The 21,970-nt window shown below is 73.6% G+C and carries 25 protein-coding genes and 1 pseudogene; 5 read left to right on the top strand and 21 right to left on the bottom strand.

From position 1 onward, the window contains the following. Positions 1-63: 63 nt before the first annotated feature. The 11 genes and pseudogenes from lgt to hisI all read right to left on the bottom strand — a co-directional run bounded on the left by lgt (position 64) and on the right by hisI (position 9,427). Positions 64-1,119, bottom strand: coding sequence for a prolipoprotein diacylglyceryl transferase (gene lgt / locus IE109_RS01680; RefSeq protein WP_229890435.1), 1,056 nt, complete (start codon positions 1,117-1,119; stop codon positions 64-66). 85 nt (positions 1,120-1,204) lie between these two features. Then, complete coding sequence (locus IE109_RS01675; RefSeq protein ID WP_189548587.1) at positions 1,205-2,065, bottom strand: DsbA family protein; 861 nt, start codon at positions 2,063-2,065, stop codon at positions 1,205-1,207. A 63-nt stretch (positions 2,066-2,128) separates the two neighbouring features. Continuing rightward, the gene (trpA, locus tag IE109_RS01670) at positions 2,129-2,944 is read right to left on the bottom strand and encodes a tryptophan synthase subunit alpha (RefSeq protein WP_189548586.1); all 816 of its coding nucleotides are present in this window, start codon (positions 2,942-2,944) and stop codon (positions 2,129-2,131) included. 89 nt (positions 2,945-3,033) lie between these two features. Further along, positions 3,034-4,326 (bottom strand): annotated as a pseudogene (trpB, locus tag IE109_RS01665) (tryptophan synthase subunit beta); the annotation flags it as partial. A 159-nt stretch (positions 4,327-4,485) separates the two neighbouring features. Then, positions 4,486-4,902 (bottom strand): tryptophan biosynthesis modulator TrpM, encoded by a 417-nt coding sequence (gene trpM / locus IE109_RS01660; RefSeq protein ID WP_189548855.1) that lies wholly within the window; start codon positions 4,900-4,902, stop codon positions 4,486-4,488. An 8-nt stretch (positions 4,903-4,910) separates the two neighbouring features. After that, the gene (trpC, locus tag IE109_RS01655; RefSeq protein ID WP_189548585.1) at positions 4,911-5,720 is read right to left on the bottom strand and encodes an indole-3-glycerol phosphate synthase TrpC; all 810 of its coding nucleotides are present in this window, start codon (positions 5,718-5,720) and stop codon (positions 4,911-4,913) included. A gap of 115 nt (positions 5,721-5,835) precedes the next feature. Then, on the bottom strand, positions 5,836-6,429 hold the full coding sequence (locus IE109_RS01650) for a DUF2752 domain-containing protein (protein ID WP_189548584.1): 594 nt from the start codon (positions 6,427-6,429) through the stop codon (positions 5,836-5,838). 83 nt (positions 6,430-6,512) lie between these two features. After that, on the bottom strand, positions 6,513-6,785 hold the full coding sequence (locus tag IE109_RS01645; protein WP_189548583.1) for an HGxxPAAW family protein: 273 nt from the start codon (positions 6,783-6,785) through the stop codon (positions 6,513-6,515). A gap of 98 nt (positions 6,786-6,883) precedes the next feature. Next, a complete protein-coding gene (locus IE109_RS01640) occupies positions 6,884-7,546 on the bottom strand; it encodes a TIGR02234 family membrane protein (protein WP_189548582.1) in 663 nt (220 codons plus the stop codon). 22 nt (positions 7,547-7,568) lie between these two features. Further along, positions 7,569-9,056, bottom strand: coding sequence for an anthranilate synthase component I (locus IE109_RS01635; RefSeq protein WP_189548581.1), 1,488 nt, complete (start codon positions 9,054-9,056; stop codon positions 7,569-7,571). Positions 9,057-9,067: 11 nt separating this feature from the next. Continuing rightward, positions 9,068-9,427, bottom strand: a complete 360-nt coding sequence (hisI, locus tag IE109_RS01630) for a phosphoribosyl-AMP cyclohydrolase (protein ID WP_189548580.1) — start codon at positions 9,425-9,427, stop codon at positions 9,068-9,070. Between the two features lie 84 nt (positions 9,428-9,511). On the opposite strand from hisI, the gene IE109_RS01625 reads away from it, so the two are divergent. After that, positions 9,512-10,147 carry a TIGR03085 family metal-binding protein gene (locus tag IE109_RS01625; RefSeq protein WP_189548579.1) on the top strand — a complete coding sequence of 212 codons (636 nt, stop codon included), beginning with the start codon at positions 9,512-9,514 and terminating at the stop codon, positions 10,145-10,147. Positions 10,148-10,329: 182 nt separating this feature from the next. On the opposite strand, the gene hisF is transcribed toward IE109_RS01625, so the two are convergent. The 8 genes from hisF to hisD form a co-directional block, all read right to left on the bottom strand. Then, positions 10,330-11,085, bottom strand: coding sequence for an imidazole glycerol phosphate synthase subunit HisF (gene hisF, locus IE109_RS01620; RefSeq protein WP_189548578.1), 756 nt, complete (start codon positions 11,083-11,085; stop codon positions 10,330-10,332). Then, on the bottom strand, positions 11,082-11,498 hold the full coding sequence (locus IE109_RS01615) for a RidA family protein (RefSeq protein WP_189548577.1): 417 nt from the start codon (positions 11,496-11,498) through the stop codon (positions 11,082-11,084). Before IE109_RS01615 ends, hisF begins: the two co-directional genes overlap by 4 nt. Further along, the gene (gene priA / locus IE109_RS01610; RefSeq protein WP_189548576.1) at positions 11,495-12,220 is read right to left on the bottom strand and encodes a bifunctional 1-(5-phosphoribosyl)-5-((5-phosphoribosylamino)methylideneamino)imidazole-4-carboxamide isomerase/phosphoribosylanthranilate isomerase PriA; all 726 of its coding nucleotides are present in this window, start codon (positions 12,218-12,220) and stop codon (positions 11,495-11,497) included. Before priA ends, IE109_RS01615 begins: the two co-directional genes overlap by 4 nt. Before the next feature lie 73 nt (positions 12,221-12,293). Beyond that, positions 12,294-12,941 carry an imidazole glycerol phosphate synthase subunit HisH gene (gene hisH / locus IE109_RS01605; protein ID WP_189548575.1) on the bottom strand — a complete coding sequence of 216 codons (648 nt, stop codon included), beginning with the start codon at positions 12,939-12,941 and terminating at the stop codon, positions 12,294-12,296. After that, the gene (locus tag IE109_RS01600) at positions 12,938-13,105 is read right to left on the bottom strand and encodes a CG2302 family histidine operon protein (protein ID WP_189548574.1); all 168 of its coding nucleotides are present in this window, start codon (positions 13,103-13,105) and stop codon (positions 12,938-12,940) included. Before IE109_RS01600 ends, hisH begins: the two co-directional genes overlap by 4 nt. After that, positions 13,102-13,695 carry an imidazoleglycerol-phosphate dehydratase HisB gene (gene hisB / locus IE109_RS01595; protein WP_189548573.1) on the bottom strand — a complete coding sequence of 198 codons (594 nt, stop codon included), beginning with the start codon at positions 13,693-13,695 and terminating at the stop codon, positions 13,102-13,104. The genes IE109_RS01600 and hisB overlap by 4 nt, the downstream gene beginning before the upstream one ends. Next, a complete protein-coding gene (locus IE109_RS01590; RefSeq protein WP_189548831.1) occupies positions 13,692-14,807 on the bottom strand; it encodes a histidinol-phosphate transaminase in 1,116 nt (371 codons plus the stop codon). Before IE109_RS01590 ends, hisB begins: the two co-directional genes overlap by 4 nt. A 2-nt stretch (positions 14,808-14,809) precedes the next feature. Then, complete coding sequence (gene hisD, locus IE109_RS01585) at positions 14,810-16,132, bottom strand: histidinol dehydrogenase (RefSeq protein ID WP_189548572.1); 1,323 nt, start codon at positions 16,130-16,132, stop codon at positions 14,810-14,812. Between the two features lie 160 nt (positions 16,133-16,292). On the opposite strand from hisD, the gene IE109_RS01580 reads away from it, so the two are divergent. The 4 genes from IE109_RS01580 (at position 16,293) to ybaK (ending at position 20,304) form a co-directional block, all read left to right on the top strand. Next, on the top strand, positions 16,293-17,903 hold the full coding sequence (locus IE109_RS01580) for an oxidoreductase (protein ID WP_189548571.1): 1,611 nt from the start codon (positions 16,293-16,295) through the stop codon (positions 17,901-17,903). 114 nt (positions 17,904-18,017) lie between these two features. Beyond that, positions 18,018-19,046 (top strand): hypothetical protein, encoded by a 1,029-nt coding sequence (locus tag IE109_RS01575; RefSeq protein ID WP_189548570.1) that lies wholly within the window; start codon positions 18,018-18,020, stop codon positions 19,044-19,046. 5 nt (positions 19,047-19,051) lie between these two features. Beyond that, positions 19,052-19,792, top strand: coding sequence for an LON peptidase substrate-binding domain-containing protein (locus IE109_RS01570; protein ID WP_189548569.1), 741 nt, complete (start codon positions 19,052-19,054; stop codon positions 19,790-19,792). 14 nt (positions 19,793-19,806) lie between these two features. Beyond that, complete coding sequence (gene ybaK / locus IE109_RS01565) at positions 19,807-20,304, top strand: Cys-tRNA(Pro) deacylase (protein WP_189548568.1); 498 nt, start codon at positions 19,807-19,809, stop codon at positions 20,302-20,304. A 72-nt stretch (positions 20,305-20,376) separates the two neighbouring features. Here ybaK and IE109_RS01560 read toward each other — a convergent pair whose 3' ends face one another. Together IE109_RS01560 and IE109_RS01555 are read right to left on the bottom strand one after the other, a co-directional pair. Beyond that, entirely contained in the window at positions 20,377-21,039 is a 663-nt protein-coding gene (locus IE109_RS01560; RefSeq protein WP_189548567.1) for a DUF2567 domain-containing protein, read from the bottom strand. Between the two features lie 96 nt (positions 21,040-21,135). Then, the gene (locus tag IE109_RS01555) at positions 21,136-21,960 is read right to left on the bottom strand and encodes an ABC transporter permease (protein WP_373297616.1); all 825 of its coding nucleotides are present in this window, start codon (positions 21,958-21,960) and stop codon (positions 21,136-21,138) included. Positions 21,961-21,970 lie beyond the last annotated feature (10 nt).

Here is a 21,970-nt window from a genome sequence, read left to right as displayed (position 1 = left end):
CGACGGGGCGGTCGCCGGAACCTCCCGGTTCCGGCGACCGCCCCGTAGCGCGGTTCGGAGAGGTCAGCTCTTCTCGGCCGACTCCGGCTTCACACCGGTCTCCCCGCTCCCTGCCTTCGCACGCGTCGCGGCCGTGTCCCGGTCCGCGTGGGCGGGCACCGCCCGGTCGGCGGCCCCCGCCGGGTCCGCGCCCGGCTTCCCCGCGCCCGGCTCGTCCGCTTCCGCCGCGTCCCGGTCGGCCTTGGCCGCCTTCTCCGCGTCGGCCTTGCCCGCCTTCTCCGCGTCCGCCTTGGCCACGTCGGCGAGCGCCGCCGGTTCCACGACCTCCTCGCGGCCCGGCCGCGTCCGCGACGAGACGACGATGTACGTCACGGCCAGCAGGAAGACCACGATCGCGGTCCACACGTTCAGCCGGAGACCCAGAATGTGGTGCGCCTCGTCGACACGCATGTACTCGATCCAGGCGCGACCGGCGCAGTACGCCGCGACGTACAGCGCGAACGCCCGGCCGTGCCCCAGCCGGAAGCGGCGGTCCGCCCAGACGACCAGCAGCGCGACGCCGACGCACCACAGCGACTCGTACAGGAAGGTCGGGTGGTACAGCCCGGCCTCGCGGTTGGGGCCCTCGCTGATCTCCAGCGCCCACGGCAGGTCGGTGCGCCGGCCGTACAGCTCCTGGTTGAACCAGTTGCCCCAGCGTCCGATCGCCTGGGCGAGCGCGATGCCGGGCGCGATGGCGTCCGCGTACGCCGGCAGCGGGATGCCCCGGCGGCGGCAGCCGATCCAGGCTCCGACGGCGCCGAGCGCGATGGCGCCCCAGATGCCGAGGCCACCCTCCCAGATCTTGAAGGCGTCGACCCAGTTCTCACCCTCGCTGAAGTACAGCTGGTAGTCGGTGATGACGTGGTAGAGCCGGCCGCCGACGAGGCCGAAGGGCACGGCCCACACGGCGATGTCGGCCACGGTGCCGGCTTTGCCGCCCCGGGCGAGCCAGCGCTTGTTGCCGAACCAGACGGCGACGAAGACACCGATGATGATGCAGAAGGCATAGCCGCGCAGCGGGACCGGTCCGAGATGGATCACACCGGTCGACGGGCTGGGAATGTAGGCAAGGTCCATGGCAGGTCCGACGCTACCCTGCCGGGCGGGAGACAGGGCAACCCGCCCGGCAAAGACTGGATAACGCCCGGGACGGCCGCCGCCCTCAGCCGGAGGGGGAGGACGCGGGGGCCGGGGGCGAGGCGGAGGCGGCGGGGGACGGGAAGGCCGTGCCCGGCTTCTTGCCCTTGTTCGCCTCGGCGACCCACTTCTTCAGGTTCTCGATGGAGATCTGTTCCTTGCCCTTGGTCGGGAAGATCGACTCGCCGTTGAGGAGCACCGTCGGGGTGCCCCGGAAGTCGCCGCCGCGGAACGCCTCGTTGGACTTGTTCACCCACTCGTCGTGCGTGCCCTTCGACACGCAGGAGCGGAAGGCGGGGGTGTCCAGGCCGGGCACCCCGGCGGCCAGTTCGAAGAGCCTGGTGTCCCGGGCGAACGCGTCGTCCTGCTCCGGGGGCTGACTCCGGTAGAGCGCGTCGTGGAACGGGACGAACGCGCCGGCGTCCTGGGCGCACGCCGCGGCGTTCGCCGCGTTGAGCGAGCCGCTGCCGCCCATGTTGCCGTCGATGATCGTGGCCAGGTGGTACTCGACCTTGATCTGTCCCGAGTCGGTCAGCTGGTGGATCGTGTCCCGGGCGGCGTTCTCGAACTGGGCGCAGGCCGGGCAGCGGAAGTCCTCCCAGATCGTGAGCGTGGAGGGGGCGTCGGTGGCGCCGACCGGGATGGCCAGCCGGTCCTTCCCCACCGCGCCGGTGGGGGCGGCCACGGGACCGGAGCCGGCGCTGTCGCCCTTGTCGCCGGTGTTGGCGGCGATGAGCCCGGCGACCGCGGCCAGCCCGAGCACGCCGACGACGGCCGCCGCGACGATCAGGGTGCGCCTGCGCTTGTCGCGGGCCTTCTGGCGCTCGCGTTCCTCCTGGAGGCGCGTCCGCGCGCTCCGCTTGCCTGCACTGTTCTTCTCGCTCACGCCCACAGCAACGAACCGGGGAGGCGCCCGCGCGCCTCCCCGGTCCACTTCCACCCGTACGAGTTACGACACCCGACGCACTCCGCGGGCCAGTTCGCCCGCCAGTTCCCGTACGGCGGCGAGGGCGGCCGCGTGGTCGTCGGCGTCGAGCATCCGCTTGACGAAGGCGGAGCCGACGATGACCCCGTCGGCGAAGCCGGCGACCTCGGCGGCCTGTTGGGCGTTGGAGACGCCGAGGCCCACGCAGACCGGCAGGTCGGAGGTGGCGCGGGTGCGGCGCACCAGGTCGGCCGCCTGCTCGCCGACGGACTCGCGGGTGCCGGTGACGCCCATCAGGGACGCGGCGTAGACGAAGCCGGAACCGGCCTCCGTGATGGTGGCCAGCCGCTCGTCCCTGCTGCTGGGCGCGACGACGAAGACGGTCGCCAGGCCGTGCTTGTCGGCGTGCTCGCGCCACCCGGCGGACTCCTGGACGGGCAGGTCGGGCAGGATGCAGCCGGCACCGCCCGCCTCGGCGAGTTCGGCGGTGAAGCGCTCGACGCCGTACCGGTCGACGGGGTTCCAGTACGTCATGACGAGGACCGGCTTGCCGGTGGCCTCGTGCGCCTCGCGGACCGTGCGCATGACGTCGGCGATCCGGACGCCGCCGCGCAGCGCGATGTCGTCGGCGGTCTGGATGACCGGGCCGTCCAGGACCGGGTCGCTGTGCGGCAGGCCGACCTCGACGATGTCGGCGCCGCCCTCGAAGACCGCCTTGACCGCTTCGATCCCGCCGTCGACGGTGGGGAAGCCGGCCGGGAGGTACGCGATGAGCGCGGCCCGGTTCTCGCTCCGGGCCCGCCGCAGGGTGTCGCTCAGCAGCTCGATGTTCCCGCTCACTTGGTGCCCCCCTGGTTCGTGGTGCCCGCCTGGTCCGTGGTGCCGGCCCGGGTCACGGGGCCGGTCCGGGTCTCGGGGTCCGTCCCGATCTCGGTGTCCGTCTGGATCTCGGCCGCGCCGTCGTCGGCGGAGGCGTCGGCCTCGACCGGGGCGGCGTCGGTGCCGTACAGGCCGAAGTAGCGCGCGGCGGTGTCCATGTCCTTGTCGCCGCGGCCGGAGAGGTTGACGACGATGAGGCCGTCCTCGCCGAGTTCCCGGCCCAGCTCCAGGGCGCCGGCGAGGGCGTGGGCGGACTCGATGGCCGGGATGATGCCCTCGGTGCGGGACAGCAGACGCAGGGCCTGCATGGCCGCGTCGTCCGTCACCGCGCGGTACTCGGCGCGACCGCTGTCCTTGAGGTACGAGTGCTCCGGGCCGATGCCGGGGTAGTCCAGGCCGGCGGAGATCGAGTAGGGCTCGGTGATCTGGCCCTCGTCGTCCTGGAGGACGTATGACCGGGAGCCGTGCAGGATGCCGGGCTCGCCGGCGGTGAGGGTGGCCGCGTGCTCGCCCGTCTCCACGCCGTGTCCGGCGGGCTCGCAGCCCACCAGGCGCACGTCGGTGTCACCGATGAACGCGTGGAACAGGCCGATCGCGTTGGAGCCGCCGCCGACGCACGCGACGGCCGCGTCGGGCAGCCGGCCGGCCCTCTCCATGATCTGGCGGCGCGCCTCGGCGCCGATGACGCGGTGGAAGTCGCGCACCATGGCGGGGAACGGGTGCGGTCCGGCGACGGTGCCGAAGAGGTAGTGCGTGCGGTCGACGTTGGCGACCCAGTCGCGGAACGCCTCGTTGATGGCGTCCTTGAGGGTGCGGCTGCCGGACTTGACGGGGATGACCTCGGCGCCCAGCATCCGCATCCGGGCGACGTTCAGCGCCTGGCGCTGGGTGTCGATCTCGCCCATGTAGATGGTGCATTCGAGGCCGAACAGGGCGCAGGCGGTGGCGGTGGCGACGCCGTGCTGACCGGCGCCGGTCTCGGCGATGACCCGGGTCTTGCCCATGCGCTTGGTGAGCAGGGCCTGGCCCAGCACGTTGTTGATCTTGTGCGAGCCGGTGTGGTTCAGGTCCTCCCGCTTGAGGAAGACCCGCGCCCCGCCCGCGTGCCGGGCGAACCGGGGCACCTCGGTGAGGGCGCTCGGCCGGCCGGTGTAGTTGACCAGCAGGTCGTCGAGTTCGGCGGCGAACGCGGGGTCGCTCTTGGCCTTGTCGTACTCGACGGCCACCTCGTCGACGGCGGCGACGAGGGCCTCGGGGATGAACTTGCCGCCATAGGCTCCGAAGTAGCCCTCGGCGCTGGGGACCCGGCCCTCGGGGTCGGGAAGGAAGAACTCGCTGGGCATGCGACATGCTCCTCTGCGGGGGCGGCTGTGCCCCCGGATGTCTCGGCTTGACGGTGTCACGGCAGGCGCCGGCGCCACCGCCGACCGCTGCCCGCCCGTCCGCCCATCGACACGTCCGGGACGCACGGGTCGACCGGGACGGAGGGTGAGGGGGGTGGCTCAGCGGTGGAGGGGGCGCGCGGTGCGCGCGCGCCATCGCATGCCGTTGACCTGGCCGGGCTCGTCGCCGATGACGTAGCGGACGCGGCGCCCGTGCACGCGGCGCGCCGGGGCGCGGCAGCCGCGCGGACGGCAGCCCCTGGCCAGCCGGGCGTAGGGGTCGCGCGAGGCCGCGGTGTCGGCCGCCGGGACGGTGAGGTAGGCGGGTGTGCCGCCCGTGCCCGGCCGGTGGAGGTCCCGCGCGCCGAGGGCCGCGGAGGCGGGGCACGCGTGCGTGGAGCCGTCCGCACCGGGGGTCCGGTAGGCACGGGTGGGTCGTCCGTCCGCCGGGCACGCGCGCGTGGCCGCGGACGGCGCCTGCGCCGGGCGCGGCCGGTGCGGCGTCGCGGCGGCGACGGGGCGGGCGGCGGCGGTCATCGGAGGGGTCAGCCCCGTCCGTGCCGGAGGGCCGGGTGGGCGCCGGCGGCGACCAGGTCGGCCACCGCGGACCTGGGGTCGCGACCGGTGACCAGGGACTCGCCGACGAGCACGGCGTCCGCGCCCGCGTTGGCGTAGGCGATCAGGTCGTGCGGGCCGCGGATGCCGGACTCGGCGACCTTGACGATGCCGGAGGGGATCTCGGGGCCGACCCGCTCGAAGGTGGAGCGGTCCACCTTCAGGGTCTTCAGGTTGCGCGCGTTGACGCCGATGACGCGGGCGCCCGCGTCGACGGCCCGCTCGACCTCGTCCTCGTCGTGCACCTCGACCAGCGGGGTGAGGCCGATGGACTCGGCCCGCTCGATCAGCGACTCCAGGGCGGGCTGCTCCAGGGCGGCGACGATCAGCAGGGCGAGGTCGGCGCCGTAGGCCCTGGCCTCCCAGAGCTGGTAGGCCGTGACGATGAAGTCCTTGCGCAGGACCGGGATGTCGACCTTGGCCCGTACGGCTTCGAGGTCGGCGAGGGAGCCGCCGAAGCGCCGCTGCTCGGTCAGTACGGAGATGACGGCGGCGCCGCCCGCTTCGTAGTCCGCGGCGAGCCCCGCGGGATCGGCGATCGCGGCGAGCGCGCCCTTGGAGGGGCTGGAGCGCTTCACCTCGCAGATGACCTTGACGCCGTCACCGCGCAGCGCGGCGGCACCGTCCTTGGCCTGCGGAGCCTTGGCCGCCCGCTCCTTGAGCTCGTCGAGGGAGACCCGCGCCTGTCGCTCTGCGAGGTCGGCGCGAACGCCGTCGATGATCTCGTCGAGCACACTCACGCGAGAGGCCCCCTTCCAGGACGGTGATGTTGGAGCAGGATCAGTCACCTCGATGGTATCCGTACCGGGGCCCGGAGTCCTCATCCGGCCGACCGCACCGCTGTGAGCTGCGGTTTCACGGGGCGAGTGCCGAACCGAACGGCAGGTTCCGGACGATGGAGAAGAGCGCCAGCACCACACCGGCCGACCACCACCACACGGGCCGGAGGGTGATCCGTGCGGGCCGCCCGCGCACCGCCCCGACCAGCCAGAACACCATCGCGACGGCGAAGACCGCGTACCCGGCGACGGCGACCGCGTTCGCGCCCAGGGCGGTGGGCAGGTCCCCGTGGATGAACGCGTGGGCGCTGCGCAGGCCGCCGCAGCCGGGGCAGAGGAGCCCGGTGAGGCGGAACAGCGGGCAGACGGGGTAGTGACCGGGCTCGTTGGGGTCGATCGTCCCCACGTACGCGAAGGCCGCCGCGACCCCGGCGAGGATGCCGAGCGGCGGCGCGAGCCGCCGCGGGAGGGAGCGCGGCACCGACTTGTACGCCCAGGGCGGCGTCCCGTACGGCAGCGGGAGGGCGGCCGGGGCGGGCGCCGGATCCGGGGGCACCGGAGCCGCGGCGCCGGCGGACGGCGCGGCTGGCGGGCTCGGCCGGGCGGGGCCGGACGGGGTGGCCGGGACGGTCGGCTGGGTGGGGGCGGGCGGCGACGGGTTGGGGTCCACCGGGTGATTGTCCCCGGTGACGCGAGAAGGCGCAGCCCGGCTGGTGCCGGACCGCGCCTCGTGCCGGGATGCGCCCGGACGGCTCAGGCGTGGACGTCCGCGCGGCCGGTCTCGGGGGTGTGGTCCTTGCGGGCGGCCTCTTCACGGGCCCGGTCGAGCTCCGGCGACGGCTTCTGTCCGAGGCCGGCGAGCTTCATCGCGCCTCCGACGACACCGCCGAGCAGGATGACGGCGATGCCGGCCCAGAAGCCGAACGGGTTGTTCGCCACCATGAAGGCACCGGCGACGCAGAAGCCGATGAAGGAGATGATGACACCGGTCCAGGCGGCCGGGGTGTGTCCATGGTCGCTGGCCATGAATTGCTCCTCGTTGATGTTGCTCTCTTAGGGCCCCGCCGGGTGCGGACGCTCAGGCGACATTGTCCCGCACGCGCGCGTACGAAGTGATCTGGGGGTCACCCTCGCGGGTCGGTCGGGTCCTCACCGCGGTCCAGGGCCTTCCACAGGTCCTCGGGCCGGTCGGGGTCGGCGGGGGCGGCCGTGCGACGGCTCCGGGCCGGGCGGGGGCCCGCGTCGCGCTCGTACCGCCCGGACATGGCGGGCCAGGAGGGGCCGTAGCGCAGGGCCAGCAGCCCGGCGGCGAGGATCAGCAGCGCGGCGGCGGCCGTCGCGTACGGCCAGACGGTGTGCGTGAGGGCGCCTATCCGGGCGGCGGCGTCCCCGGTGGTGGAGGCGGCCTTCTCGTCCAGCGCGGAGCGGTCGGAGGCTCCCAGGTACGCGGCGACGGCCGCGCCCGCGCCGCTCAGGGTGAGCAGCAGCGACACGACGAACCGGCCCGCGCGGCGTACGGCGAAGACGGCGACGAGGGCCGCCAGGCCCACGATGGCGAGGGCGGTCGGCACGCCGGTGACGTCCCCGCCCGCCGCGTCGAGCGGTACGGTGCCGCCGCCGACGGCGACGGTGCCCTCCGCCCAGGTCTGGCCGGAGGCGAGCAGTACGACGGCCGCGCCCACGGCGCCGAGGAGCAGGGCGGCGGCGAGGCTGCGGCGGCCGCCCGAAGCGGCCGCCGACTGGTCCGCGCCGGTGGCACGGGGCTGGGGTACGGATGCGGCAGTCACGCCTCCACTATCCCTTATGCCGTCATGCGCCCTTCATCCGGTTGGCGGTGTGCACGGCGCGCAGGACGGCGGCCGCCTTGTTGCGGCACTCGGTGTCCTCGGCGACCGGGTCGGAGTCGGCGACGACGCCGGCGCCCGCCTGGACGTACGCCGTGCCGTCGCGCAGGAGCGCGGTGCGGATGGCGATGGCGGTGTCGGAGTCGCCCGCGAAGTCCAGGTAGCCGACGCAGCCGCCGTACAGGCCGCGCCTGGTGGGCTCCAGGTCCTCGATGATCTGCATGGCGCGCGGCTTGGGCGCGCCGGACAGCGTCCCGGCGGGGAAGCACGCGGTGAGGACGTCGAAGGCGGTACGGCCCTCGGCGACGCGGCCGGTGACGGTCGAGACGATGTGCATGACGTGCGAGTACCGCTCGATCGACATGAAGTCGACGACCTCGACGGAACCGGGTTCGCAGACCCGGCCGAGGTCGTTGCGGCCGAGGTCGACGAGCATCAGGTGCTCGGCCCGCTCCTTGGGGTCGGCGATGAGCTCGTCGGCGAGGGCCTGGTCCTCCTGCGGCGTGGCCCCGCGCGGGCGGGTGCCCGCGATCGGGTGCACCATCGCGTGCCCGTCCTCGACCTTGACGAGGGCTTCGGGGCTGGAGCCCACGACGTCGAAGCCGTCGAAGCGGAAGAGGTACATGTACGGCGACGGGTTGGTCGCCCGCAGGACGCGGTAGACGTCCAGGGCGCTCGCCGTGCAGGGGGTCTCGAACCGCTGGGAGGGCACCACCTGGAATGCCTCGCCGGCCCGGATGCGCTCCTTGATGTCGTCCACGGCCTCCTGGTAGGCCGCGCCGCCCCACAGGGCGGTGTACGGCGGCAGCTCGGAGGGCGGGAGGGCGGCGGGTCCGGTGCGCAGCGGCTCGGCGAGGTCGGCGGCCATGGCGTCGAGGCGGGCGACGGCGTCCGCGTACGCCTCGTCGACGCCCGTGTCGAGGTCGTTGTGGTTGATCGCGTTGGCGATGAGCATCACCGTGCCGTCCCAGTGGTCGAGGACGGCGAGGTCGGAGGTGAGCAGCATCGTCAGCTCGGGCAGCTCCAGGTCGTCGGCGCCGTGGTCGGCGATGCGCTCCAGGCGGCGGACGATGTCGTAGCCGAGGTAGCCGACCATCCCGCCGGTGAAGGGGGGCATCCCCGCGGCGAGGTCGCGCGGGGTGTGCAGGGCCTCCACCGTGGCGCGCAGCGCCTTCAGCGGGTCGCCGTCGACGGGGACCCCGACGGGCGGGGCGCCGAGCCAGTGGGCCCGGCCGTCGCGGGCGGTCAGCGTCGCGGAGCTGCGTACGCCGATGAAGGAGTACCGGGACCAGGAGCGGCCGTTCTCGGCGGACTCCAGGAGGAAGGTGCCGGGGCGCTCGGCCGCGAGCTTGCGGTAGAGGCCGACCGGGGTGTCGCCGTCCGCGAGGAGGCGGCGGCTGACGGGGATGACGCGGCGGTCGACCGCCAGCTTGCGGAAGGTCTCGAGGTCCATGGCGTCCGACCCTACTTTCCGGGCGTTCCGAGCGGCAGGACGTCGGCGTCGAAGCAGGTCCGGGCGCCGGTGTGGCAGGCGGCCCCGACCTGGTCGACCTTGACCAGGACGGTGTCGGCGTCGCAGTCGAGGGCGACGGACCTGACGTGCTGCACATGACCGGAGGTGTCGCCCTTGACCCAGTACTCCTGGCGGCTGCGGGACCAGTAGGTGCAGCGGCCGGTGGTGAGGGTGCGGTGCAGGGCCTCGTCGTCCATCCAGCCCAGCATGAGCACCTCGCCGGTGTCGTACTGCTGGGCGATGGCCGGGACCAGCCCGTCGGGGCTGCGCTTGAGACGGGCGGCGATGGCCGGGTCAAGGTTGCTGGTCATGTGGCCATTGTGCCGTGACGGCGGAGTCCTTCCGGTGGTGCGTCCACTGGGCGGACCGCGCCCCGCGGCCGTACCCTGGCCCCCATGTCGACCCATGCCAAGCGTGAACGGCTCCTGCTCGCCGACCTTTTGGAGGCGGCGGGCCCCGATGCCCTGACCCTGTGCGAGGGGTGGAAGACCCGCGATCTGGCGGCCCACGTGGTGGTGCGCGAGCGCCGCCCGGACGCGGCCGCCGGGATACTGCTGGGGGCCCTGCGGGGGCGCCTGGAGCAGGTGCAGGCGGAGTACGCGTCGAAGCCGTACGACGAGCTGATCCAACTGATCCGGACGGGCCCGCCGCGGATGTCCCCGTACGCCATCAAGCAGGTGGACGAGGGCGCCAACACCGTCGAGTTCTACGTGCACGCCGAGGACGTCCGCCGGGCCCAGCGGGAGTGGACGGCCCGCGAGCTGGACCCGGTCTTCGCGGAGGCCCTGTGGGTGCGCCTGGAGAAGGCGGCGCGCATGCTGTGCCGCAAGGTGCCGGTGGGTCTGGTGCTGCGCCGCCCCAACGGCCAGACGACGGTCGCGCACCGGGGTACGCCGGTGGTGACGGTGACGGGCGAGCCGGGCGAGCTGACGATGTTCGTCTTCGGCCGGCAGGACGCGGCGGACGTCGAGGTGGAGGGCGACAAGGACGCCGTGGAGCGGCTGCACGGGACGAAGCAGCTGGGGATCTGACCGGCGAGCGGATCCGGTCCGCGGTCCGGGCCGGCTGATCCGGTCAGGTGGTCCGGGCGGGCCCGGTGCGCGGTTCGCCCGGCCGCCCACCGGGCACGGGCCGGTGGGCGGCGGCGGTGCCGGACGACGCCGTGGGCGGCCTCGTCCGGCTCGCCCGGCCGCTCGGCGGAGACCCCGGAGCGCTAGCGGACCGGGTGGCCCGCCTCGCGCAGGGTGGCCTTCACCTCGGAGATCCGCAGGTCCCCGAAGTGGAAGACGGACGCGGCCAGCACCGCGTCGGCGCCCGCGTCGATCGCGGGCGGGAAGTGGGCGAGCGTGCCGGCGCCACCGGAGGCGATCACCGGCACCGTCACGTGCGCGCGGACGGCGGCGATCATCTCGGTGTCGTAGCCGTCCTTGGTGCCGTCCGCGTCCATCGAGTTGAGCAGGATCTCGCCCGCGCCCAGCTCGGCGGCGCGGTGGGCCCACTCGACGGCGTCGATGCCCGTGCCGCGGCGCCCGCCGTGCGTGGTGACCTCGAAGGCGCCCTCCGGTGTCCGCCGCGCGTCCACCGACAGCACCAGCACCTGGCGGCCGAACCGCTCGGCGATCTCCTGGATCAGCTCGGGCCGGGCGATGGCCGCCGTGTTGACGCCCACCTTGTCCGCGCCGGCGCGCAGCAGCTTGTCGACGTCGTCGGCGCTGCGTACGCCGCCGCCGACGGTCAGCGGGATGAAGACCTGCTCGGCGGTGCGGCGCACCACGTCGTAGGTGGTCTCCCGGTTGCCGGACGAGGCGGTGATGTCGAGGAAGGTCAGCTCGTCGGCGCCCTCGGCGTCGTACAGCTTGGCCATCTCGACGGGGTCGCCGGCGTCACGGAGGTTCTGGAAGTTGACGCCCTTGACGACCCGGCCGGCGTCCACGTCCAGGCAGGGGATGACGCGTACCGCGAGGGTCATGAGGCGGTACCTCCTCGGGTGGTGTCGGCCCGGTACGCCTCGACCTCGACCTCGACGACCAGGCTGGGGTCGACGAAGCCGGAGACGATGAGCATCGAAGCGGCGGGGCGGACGGTGTCGAACAGCTCCTTGTGGGCGCGGCCGACCTCCTCCACATCCCGGGCGTGGGTGAGGTACATGCGGGTGCGCACGACGTCGGCCGGGCCGAGACCGAGCCGCGCCAGCGCGGCGAAGGCCACCTTGAAGGAGTTGACCGTCTGGTCGTACGGCCCGCCGCCGGCGATCTCGCCGTCAACGATCGACGTGCAGCCGGAGACCAGCACCAGGCCGTTGGGGAGTTCGACGGCGCGGGAGTAACCGAACTCGTCCTCCCACGGCGCGCCGGTCGCCACGCGGCGTACGGAGTCGGTCATCCGGCCACCGCCGCGAGCGCTTCCTCCAGGGTGAACGCCTTGGCGTACAGCGCCTTGCCGACGATGGCGCCCTCGACGCCCAGCGGGACGAGCTCCGACAGGGCGCGCAGGTCGTCCAGGGACGAGACGCCCCCGGAGGCGACGACCGGCTTGTCGGTGGCCGCGCAGACGGTGCGCAGCAGCTCCAGGTTGGGGCCCTGGAGGGTGCCGTCCTTGGCGATGTCGGTGACCACGTACCGGGCGCAGCCCTCGGAGTCGAGGCGGGCCAGCGTCTCGTAGAGGTCGCCGCCGTCGCGGGTCCAGCCGCGGCCCCGCAGCGTCGTGCCGCGTACGTCCAGGCCGACCGCGATCCTGTCGCCCTGCTCGGCGATGACCTTGGCGACCCACTCGGGGGTCTCCAGGGCCGCGGTGCCCAGGTTCACGCGGGTGCAGCCGGTGGCGAGCGCGGCGGCGAGCGACGCGTCGTCGCGGATGCCGCCGGACAGCTCCACCTTGATGTCCATGGCCTTCGCGACCTCGGCGATCAGCTCCCGGTTGTCGCCGGTGCCGAAGGCGGCGTCGAGGTCCACCAGATGCAGCCACTCGGCGCCCGCGCGCTGCCACGCGAGGGCGGCCTCCAGCGGAGATCCGTAGGAGGTCTCCGTGCCGGACTCGCCATGGACGAGCCGGACGGCCTGGCCGTCCCGGACGTCGACGGCGGGAAGGAGTTCGAGCTTGCTCATCTCAGCGGGTCCTAGATCCTTTTGGCGGGTCGGGGGGGCGGGTCGGGAGCTGGGGCGGTCGGGCGGAGGCGGTTCAGAAGGTGCTGAGCCAGTTGGTCAGCAGCTGGGCGCCGGTGTCCCCGGACTTCTCGGGGTGGAACTGGGTCGCCCACAGCGCGCCGTTCTCGACGGCCGCCACGAACCGCTCGCCGTGCGTGGACCAGCTGACCCGGGGCGCGCGCATGGCGGGGTTGGCGATCTCCAGGGTCCAGTCGTGCACGGCGTAGGAGTGCACGAAGTAGAACCGGGCGTCGGCGTCCAGGCCGGCGAACAGTTCGCTGTCCTGGGGGGCCTCGACGGTGTTCCAGCCCATGTGGGGGACGACGGGGGCCTTCAGGGGGCCGACCGTGCCGGGCCACTCGTCCAGGCCCTCGGTCTCCACGCCGTGCTCGATGCCGCGTCCGAAGAGGATCTGCATGCCGACGCAGATGCCCATGACGGGCCGTCCTCCGGCGAGGCGGCGCTCGACGATCCAGTCGCCGCGGGCTTCCTTGAGCCCGGTCATGCAGGCGGAGAAGGCGCCGACACCGGGGACGAGGAGCCCGTCGGCGTTCATGGCCCTGTCGTAGTCGCGGGTGATCTCGACGTCGGCTCCGACGTGGGCGAGGGCCCGCTCGGCGGAGCGGACGTTGCCGAACCCGTAGTCGAGGACGACGACCTTCTTGGAGTTCATTGCGCTCATTCCCAGATCCCCTGGATCCGCAGAACGCCCGCCACCAGGCACATCAGGGAGGCGATGGCCAGGAGGACGACGACGCCCCGGGGCATCCGCTGCTTGCTGAAGGAGTACACGCCTCCCGCGAGGAAGAGGCCGACGACGATCAGGATGGTCGAGAGACCGGTCACAGCGCGCCCTTCGTGGAGGGCAGGATCCCGGCCGCGCGCGGGTCGCGCTCCGAGGCGTAGCGCAGGGCGCGGGCGAGGGCCTTGAACTGGCACTCCACGATGTGGTGGGCGTTGCGCCCGTACGGCACGTGGACGTGCAGCGCGATCTGCGCCTGGGCGACGAAGGACTCCAGGATGTGCCGGGTCATCGTCGTGTCGTAGGAGCCGATCATCGGCGCCATGTTCTCGGGCTCGCTGTGCACCAGGTAGGGGCGGCCGGAGAGGTCGACGGTGACCTGGGCGAGGGACTCGTCCAGCGGCACGGTGCAGTTGCCGAACCGGTAGATGCCGACCTTGTCGCCGAGCGCCTGCTTGAAGGCGGCGCCGAGGGCGAGGGCGGTGTCCTCGATGGTGTGGTGCGAGTCGATGTGCAGGTCGCCGTCGGTCTTGACGGTGAGGTCGAACAGTCCGTGGCGGCCGAGCTGGTCCAGCATGTGGTCGTAGAAGCCGACGCCGGTCGACACGTCGACCTTTCCGGTGCCGTCCAGGTCTATCTCGACGACGACGGACGTCTCCTTGGTGGTGCGCTCGACCCGTCCTACGCGGCTCATGTCTGCTCCTTCTTCAGTGCGCGAACCGCATCCAGGAACGCGTCGTTCTCTCGCGGTGTGCCGGCGGTGACCCTCAGCCAGCCCGGTACTCCGTTGTCACGGACCAGGACGCCCCGGTCGAGGATCTTCCGCCACACCGCGTGCGCGGCTCCCTCACCGGTGAACCGTCCGAATTGTACGAAGTTGGCGTCGGATTCGGTGACCTCGTAGCCGAGGGCGCGCAGCTCGGTGACCAGCCGGTCCCGCTCGGTCTTCAGCTGTTCGACGTACCCCAGCAGCGTATCGGTGTGCTCCAGGGCCGCGAGCGCGGTGGCCTGGGTGACGGCCGACAGGTGGTAGGGCAGCCGCACCAGCTGGACGGCGTCGACCACGGCCGGGTGGGCCGCCAGGTAACCCAGACGCAGGCCGGCCGCGCCGAACGCCTTGGACATGGTGCGGGAGACCACCAGGTGGGGGCGTCCCTCGATGAGGGACAACAGCGAGGGGCGGTGGCTGAATTCCACGTACGCCTCGTCGACCACCACCAGGGACGGCTTGGCCGCCTGCGCGGCCTCGTACAGCGCCAGCACGGTCTCCGCCTCGACGGCGGTGCCCGTGGGGTTGTTGGGCGAGGTGATGAAGACGACGTCGGGGCGGTGCGCGGCGATGGCGGCCGTCGCGGCGGCGACGTCGATGGTGAAGTCGTCGTTGCGCGGCCCGGAGATCCAGCCCGTCCCGGTCCCGCGCGCGATCAGGCCGTGCATCGAGTACGAGGGCTCGAAGCCGATCGCGAGGCGGCCCGGTCCGGCGAAGGTCTGGAGCAGTTGCTGGATGACCTCGTTGGAGCCGTTGGCGGCCCAGACGTTGGCGGTGCCGACCTGGTGGCCGGTGGTGCGGGTGAGGTAGGCGGCCAGTTCCGTACGGAGCTCGACGGCGTCCCGGTCGGGGTAGCGGTTGAGCGTGCGGGCCGCCTCCCGGACGCGCTCGGCGATCCGCTCGACGAGCGGCTCGGGCAGCGGGTACGGGTTCTCGTTGGTGTTGAGGCGTACGGGGACGTCGAGCTGCGGGGCGCCGTACGGGGACTTGCCGCGCAGCTCGTCGCGGATGGGCAGGTCGTCGATGCCGATGTTCACGCTCACTGGCCGGGCACCTTCCAGCCGAACCTCGCCTTGATCGCCGCGCCGTGCGCCGGCAGGTCCTCCGCCTCCGCGAGGGTCACCACGTGGTGGGCCACCTCGGCGAGCGCGTCGCGCGTGTAGTCCACGATGTGGATGCCGCGCAGGAACGACTGCACGGACAGGCCCGAGGAGTGGCAGGCGCAGCCGCCGGTGGGCAGGACGTGGTTGGACCCGGCGCAGTAGTCGCCGAGCGAGACCGGCGCCCACGGTCCGACGAAGATCGCGCCGGCGTTGCGGACGCGCCGGGCGACGGCCGCCGCGTCGGCGGTCTGGATCTCCAGGTGCTCGGCGCCGTAGGCGTCGACGACGCGCAGGCCCTCCTCCAGACCGTCGACCAGCACGATCGCCGACTGCCTGCCGCGCAGGGCGGGCACGATCCGGTCGTCGACGTGCCGGGTGGCGGCGACCTGCGGCTCCAGTTCCTTCTCCACGGCCTCGGCGAGGTCGGTGGAGTGGGTGACCAGGACGGCGGCGGCGAGCGGGTCGTGCTCGGCCTGGCTGATCAGGTCGGCGGCGACGTGCGCCGGGTCGGCGGTGTCGTCGGCGAGGACGGCGATCTCGGTCGGGCCGGCCTCGGTGTCGATGCCGATCCGGCCGGTGAAGTACCGCTTGGCTGCGGCGACCCAGATGTTGCCGGGGCCGGTGACCATGTCGGCGGGCGCGCAGGACTCGGTGCCGTACGCGAACATCGCGACGGCCTGGGCGCCTCCGGCCGCGTACACCTCGTCGACGCCCAGCAGGGCGCAGGCGGCGAGGATGGTGGGGTGCGGGAGGCCGCCGTGCTCCTTCTGCGGCGGGGAGGCGAGGGCGATCGACTCGACGCCCGCCTCCTGCGCCGGTACCGCGTTCATGATCACGGATGAGGGGTAGACGGAGCGGCCGCCGGGCGCGTACAGACCGACGCGCTGGACGGGGACCCACTTCTCGGTGACCGTGCCGCCGGGCACCACCTGGGTGGTGTGCTCCGCGCGGCGCTGCGCGCGGTGGACGATCCGGGCGCGCCGGATCGACTCCTCCAGGGCGGCGCGGACGGCCGGGTCGAGTTCCTCCAGCGCGCGCGTGAGCGCGGCGGCCGGAACCCGCACCCGGTCCAGGACGACCCCGTCGAACTTCTCCGCGTAGTCGATCAGCGCCGCGTCTCCCCGATGATGCACGGCCTCGCAGATCGGCCGCACCTTCTCCAGGGCGGCTTCCACGTCGAACTCGGCACGGGGCAGCAGGTCGCGCAGAGCGCCACCCTCCGGGAGGGCGTCGCCGCGCAGATCGATTCGTGAGATCACAGGTCAATTCTCGCAGACGGCGTCGCGCGACCGAGCGCCCGTATCACTGGCTGATACACGCCGCAGTGGCGTCTTGTTGTCACACCTGACCGTTAGCGTTCGGTCCGTCACACAGAGGGAAGAACAACCGTACGAATCAGGGGAAGCGGAGGGGGCGGCAGTGACCGAGCCGCACGACGACGATGTGCCCGCCGACCTCACCCCGTCCGAGGTGGGGATGTGGCAGGCGTTCCGGATCGGCGCCACGTACGACCTCAGCACCGGCAACGCGGTGCTGGACGACCCGTTCTCGCCGCGCGTGTGGCCGCCCGAGCGGAGCGTGCGGGCCGACAAGGTGGCGCTGCTGCTGCTGGACGGGCCGCCCGCGCTAACCGGGCGGGTGTCGGCGCTGAAGCTGCGCGGGGTGCACATCACCGGGACGCTCGACCTGGCGGGCGGCACGATCGGCCCGTACGTGGAACTGCACGGCTGCCGGTTCGAGAACGAGGTGGTGCTGCCGGAGTCGCGGTTCACCACGCTGCGCATGGTCAAGTGCGCGATACCGCGGCTGGAGGCGGCGCGGCTGCACACCGAGGGCGATCTGCACCTCCCGCGCTGCCGGGTGGACCGCGGCATGCGGCTGACCGATGCCCAGATCGGCACGGACCTGCTGATCAGCCAGATCAACGTGGGACCCGACCGGCGGGGCCGGGCGATCGTGGCCGACGGGATGTCGGTGGCCCAGGACCTCACGGCGGAGCTGATCGAGACGCACGGGGAGCTGTCGCTGCGCGGCGCGAAGGTCGGTGTCTCGCTGAGCCTGCGCGGCAGCCGGCTGCGCGGCGCGGAGGGCCGGCGGGCGCTGAACGCGCCGCAGCTGACCGTGGAGCGGACCCTGTACATGACCTACGCCTGGGTCAGCGACCGGACGGGGAACGCGACGGGTGCCACGCCGCCCGGCGGCCTCGCCAACTTCAACACGCCCATGCGCGGCACCCGCGTCCAGCCCTTCGAGTGCCGGGGCGGGGTGCGGCTGGACGACGGCCGGTTCGGGGACGCGGTGGACTTCCACCACGCGCGTTTCCTGCTGTCCTCGGAGCGGCGCGAGGAGCTGTCGCTGCGCCGGATCGTCACCCCTGAGCTGCGGTTCAACGGCGAGCGCCCGGAGGAGGGGCGGGTGGTGCTCAACGGCGCCAAGGTGGTGACGCTGATCGACCTGTCGACCAGCTGGCCGGGCCCCGGCGGACTGGCGATGGGCGGTTTCGTCTACGAGAACCTCGTGCCGTACGGCCACTTCCCGCTGGCCCGCCGGCTGGAGTGGGTGGCCGCGGCGACCCCGGAGTTCGCCCCCGAGCCGTACGAGCGGCTGGCGACGGTGCTGCGCAACAGCGGCGAGGACGCCGACGCGCGGGAGGTGCTGCTGGCCAAGCAGCGCCGCAGGCGCGAGACGCTCCCGCTGGCGGCGAAGATGTGGGGCTACCTCCAGGACTGGACGGTGGCGTACGGGTACCGGCCGGGCCGGGCGGCGCTGTGGATGGCGGTGCTGTGGGCGGCCGGGACGTTCGCCTTCTCCCGGTGCGATCCGCCGGCGATCAAACCGGGTGAGCACCCGAACTGGAACGCGGCCCTCTACGCGCTGGACCTGTTGCTGCCGGTGATCAATCTCGGCCAGGACGGCTATTGGCGGCTGGGAGGGACCTGGCAGTGGGCGTCGACCGTCCTCATCCTGCTCGGGTGGATCCTCGCCACTACCGTCGCAGCCGGTGCCTCACGTCTCCTGCGGCGCAGCTGACACATCCGTACACCGCTTTCTTTACGTTCTCTTGGCATTCGTCCGTGCAACCATTCCGCCCCTACCAAAGCTTCACAGCAGGGCCCCTGGCGCGGCTCCGACCTGCGGTTTTCAATGGTCCGCACCATGTCTTTGCTCCGCGCCCTGCTCAGCACCGCCCGCGGGGTCCGGCACGCGCCGCACCTCGCGGACGGGTTGCCGCCGGACCACGCGGTGCTGCTCGACGCGCCGGACGAGCGGCTCGCCCCGGCGCTGGTCGCCGCCGCCCTCGGGGACCACGAACCGGCCGCCAAGCTGCTCGCCGCCACACGCGGCGCCGCCGAGTGGGAGAGCCGCGACCGGTACGTCACACGGCTGGCCGCCTTCGCGCGCGGCCGGGACGAGTGGCTGACGGACTGGCTGGCGGCCACGCCCCAGGACCCGGACGCCCTGCTGGTCGGGGCGGAGGTGGCGGTCCGCAGGGCGTGGGAGTCCCCGGCGCGGGCCGAGCGGCTCCTGGAACTCGGGCCGCTGATCGACGCGGCGGCCGGGGCGGCGCCGCGCGACCCGGTGCCATGGCGCCTGGCGCTGGACCACGCGCGCGGTACGGACGCCACGCACAGCGCCTTCGAGACGCTGTGGGAACAGGCCGTGCGCCGCTCCGCGCACCACTACGGGTGCCATGTGGCCGCGCTCAAGTACCTGTCGGCGCAGCGGCGCGGAGCGCACCGCGAGTGCTTCGACTTCGCCGAGCAGGCCGCCGCCGACGCGCTGCCCGGGTCGCTGATCAGGGCACTGCCGGTGCGGGCCGCGTTCACCCGGCTGACGGCGGGTGACACCGCCTCCGTACGGGAGGAGCGGATCGACGCGGCGGCGGACCTCGCGATCGAGCTGTCCGGGCGGTACCCGGTCGCCGATCCATGGCCGGCCGAGGTGCGCAACGTCCTGGCGTACGTGCTGACGGGCCGGGAGCGGTGGGCGGCGGCACTGGACCAGTTCCGGCTGATCGGCCCGTACGCGACGTCCTTCCCGTGGTCGTCGGTGAGCGAGGACCCGCTGGGCCGGTTCCTCGACGCGCGCGACGGCGTGCGCCTCGCGGCGGCCTCCGTCGTCCCGGTGCGCGGACGGGCCGGACGCGGCCGTCCGGGCGGCCATTACGCTTGACCGCTGTGACCACCGCTCGCCTGCCACTCTTTCCGCTGAACGCGGTGCTGTTCCCGGGCCTCGTGCTGCCCCTGAACGTCTTCGAGGAGCGTTATCGCGCCATGATGCGCGAGCTCCTCAAGACCGACGAGTCGGAGCCGCGCCGCTTCGCCGTCGTGGCGATCCGCGACGGGCGCGAGGTCGCGCCCACCGCGCCCGGGCTGCCCGACCCGACGGCGCTGCCAGAGAAGGGACCCGCAGCGGGCTTCGGACCGGACCCCATCCAGGCGTTCCACCGGGTCGGCTGCGTCGCCGACGCGGCGACGATCCGCGAGCGGGAGGACGGCAGCTTCGAGGTGCTGGCCACCGGCACCACCCGGGTGAAGCTGCTGTCGGTCGACGCGACCGGTCCGTTCCTGACGGCGGAGCTGGAGGAGCTGGAGGAGGAGCGCGGCGACGGGGCGGGGGCGCTCGCCGAAGGAGTCCTGCGGGCGTTCCGCTCCTACCAGAAGCGGCTGGCCGGGGCCCGGGAGCGGTCCTTGGCGACGAGTCAGGAACTGCCCGACGAGCCCTCCGTCGTCTCGTACCTGGTGGCCGCGGCGGCGGTGCTCGACACCCCGGCCAAGCAGCGGCTCCTCCAGGCGCCCGACACGGCGACGCGGCTGCGCGAGGAACTGCACCTGCTGCGGGCGGAGACCGCCGTGCTGCGGCACCTGCCGTCGCTGCCGGCGGTGGACCTGACCCGGGCGCCGACGAGCCCCAACTGACGCGAGGGACCGACGTGGCCAAGAAGTCCAGGAAGCAAGCGGGCGGCACCCCGGCGACGGTGGCCCTCACTGCCGCCGGCACGCCCTTCACCCTGCACGCCTACGAGCACGACCCCGCCTCCCCCTCGTACGGCGAGGAGGCGGCGGAGGCGCTCGGTGTCTCCCCCGGCCGGGTCTTCAAGACCCTGGTCGCGGACGTCGACGGCGACCTGACCGTCGCGGTCGTCCCCGTCGCCGGCCAGCTGGACCTGAAGGCGCTCGCGGCGGCGGTGGGCGGCAAGCGGGCGGCGATGGCCGACCCGGCGGCGGCGGAGCGCACGACGGGGTACGTCCGGGGCGGCATCTCCCCGCTGGGGCAGCGCAAGCGGCTGCGTACGGTGCTGGACGCCTCCGCCTCGGAGCACGCCACCATCTGCGTCTCGGCGGGGCGCCGGGGCCTGGAGGTCGAGCTGGCCCCGGCCGACCTGGCGGCCCTCACCGACGCGGTGCTGGCGCCGATCGGCCGCGTCTGAGCCCCCGGGGCGAGCCTGCCCGCCGGCCCGGGCCCGGTCCCGCGCGCGTGGTACCCGCGGGGCGCCCCGCCGTCAGGGGCGGGCGTCGTGCGGGGGCGGCGGGGACAACAGGGTGTCGTCCCAGTCGGGTTCCGGGTCGCGGGGGCCGAACAGGGCGGTGAGCGCCAGATGGGCGAGCATCGCGGCCACCGGCCACGCCAGGACCGCCCCGTGCGCCTTCAGCTCCAGCGGAGCGTGGAACGTGACGCCCGCACCGACCGCCCGGGCGTGCTCCGCCACGTCGTGCGCCGGGCCGAGCAGGGTGCCCAGGCCCCAGCCGAGGAGCGAGCCGAGGAGTCCGCCCGCGGCGAGGCCGACCACGATCGCGATGCCGCCGTGCCGGTGGAACCAGAAGACGACCGCGGCGCTGAGCACCCCGAGGCCGAGCGCCAGCAGGGTGAACGTTCCGTCGGCGCCGACCGCGTTCTCGCCTTCGGTGTCCTTGAGGAACACGGCCTTGCCGTCCGAGATCAGCGGGATGCGCGGCGCCAGCCACAGCCACAGCAGCCCGAGGGCGACCCCCGCCAGGGTCACCGCCAGCAGCACCACGATGCCCTGGCGCACCTCCGTGGCCACGTCCGGCGTGCCGTCCGTACCGTCCGCGCCGTCCGCGCCCTTCGGGACGGCGGAGTACGGCGGCGGCCATGCGGAGTCGTGCGGGGACGGCCGGTGCGGCGGAGTCAGCGGTGCGGTCACCCTGCCATCGTGCCAGGCGCGTCCCCGCGGTGCCTCACCGGATCACCACATCGCCGGACCACCGGACCGCCGCCCGAGCGGACCGCCACGGCCGGGTCAGCGGACCGCCGCCCGCCGGTACGCCCACGTCGCGACGGCCAGCGACACGACACCGACCGCCGCGCACACCGCGAGGTCCAGCGCCACCGCCGCCCAGTCCGGCCTGGCGTCGAAGGTGCGGGCGAGCGCTTCCACCCCGTACGTCGAGGGCAGCAGGTCCCGCGCCCACCCCACGGGCTCCGGCAGCCGGTCGGCGGGCAGCACGCCCAGCAGCAGGGCGGCCGACATACCGAGCTGGCCCAGCAGGGTGGCCAGCTCCTGGCGCGGGGCGAGCAGGCCGAGCGCCGCGCCGAGCCCGGCGAGGGCGGCGCCCGCCAGCGGGACGACCGCCGCCAGGATCCACAGGTGGGTCATCGGCAGCTGGAAGAGCACCGAGCCGGCCACGGCCGTCGCGACCGTACCCGGCACGGTGAAGGAGGCGTACGCCCCGGCCGCGCCGAGCACCACCGCGGCGGGCGGCACCGGCAGCGTGGCGTAGTGGTCCAGCCCGCCGCTCGCCCGCAGCTGCCCGAAGTACTGCGCGAGCAGGTTCAGCGCCACGAAGGCGACCACCAGCACCGAGGACCCGGCCACCACGGCCCGCGCCTCCGCGCCCCCGTCCACGACCCCGCGCATCAGGACCATGATCCCGACCGACTGGAAGGTCGCCACGAACAGCAGCGGGATGCGGGCCACCCGGGCGCGCGACAGCTGGGCCCGGTACACCGCGGCGAGCGCCGGCAGCAGCCGGGCGCGCGGTGCGAGCGGCGCGGCGTCGAGCGCGGCGGGGTCGTCGGCCTGCGCGGCCCGGACCGCGCCCGAGGCCACGGCCTGTGCGGGCATGATGCTCAAC

Origin of the sequence: Streptomyces lavendofoliae (assembly GCF_014649735.1) — a bacterium.
Taxonomy (GTDB): Bacteria; Actinomycetota; Actinomycetes; order Streptomycetales; family Streptomycetaceae; genus Streptomyces; species Streptomyces lavendofoliae.
Note: the sequence above shows the minus strand (reverse complement) of the source record. Positions and strands in the feature narration are given on the sequence as shown.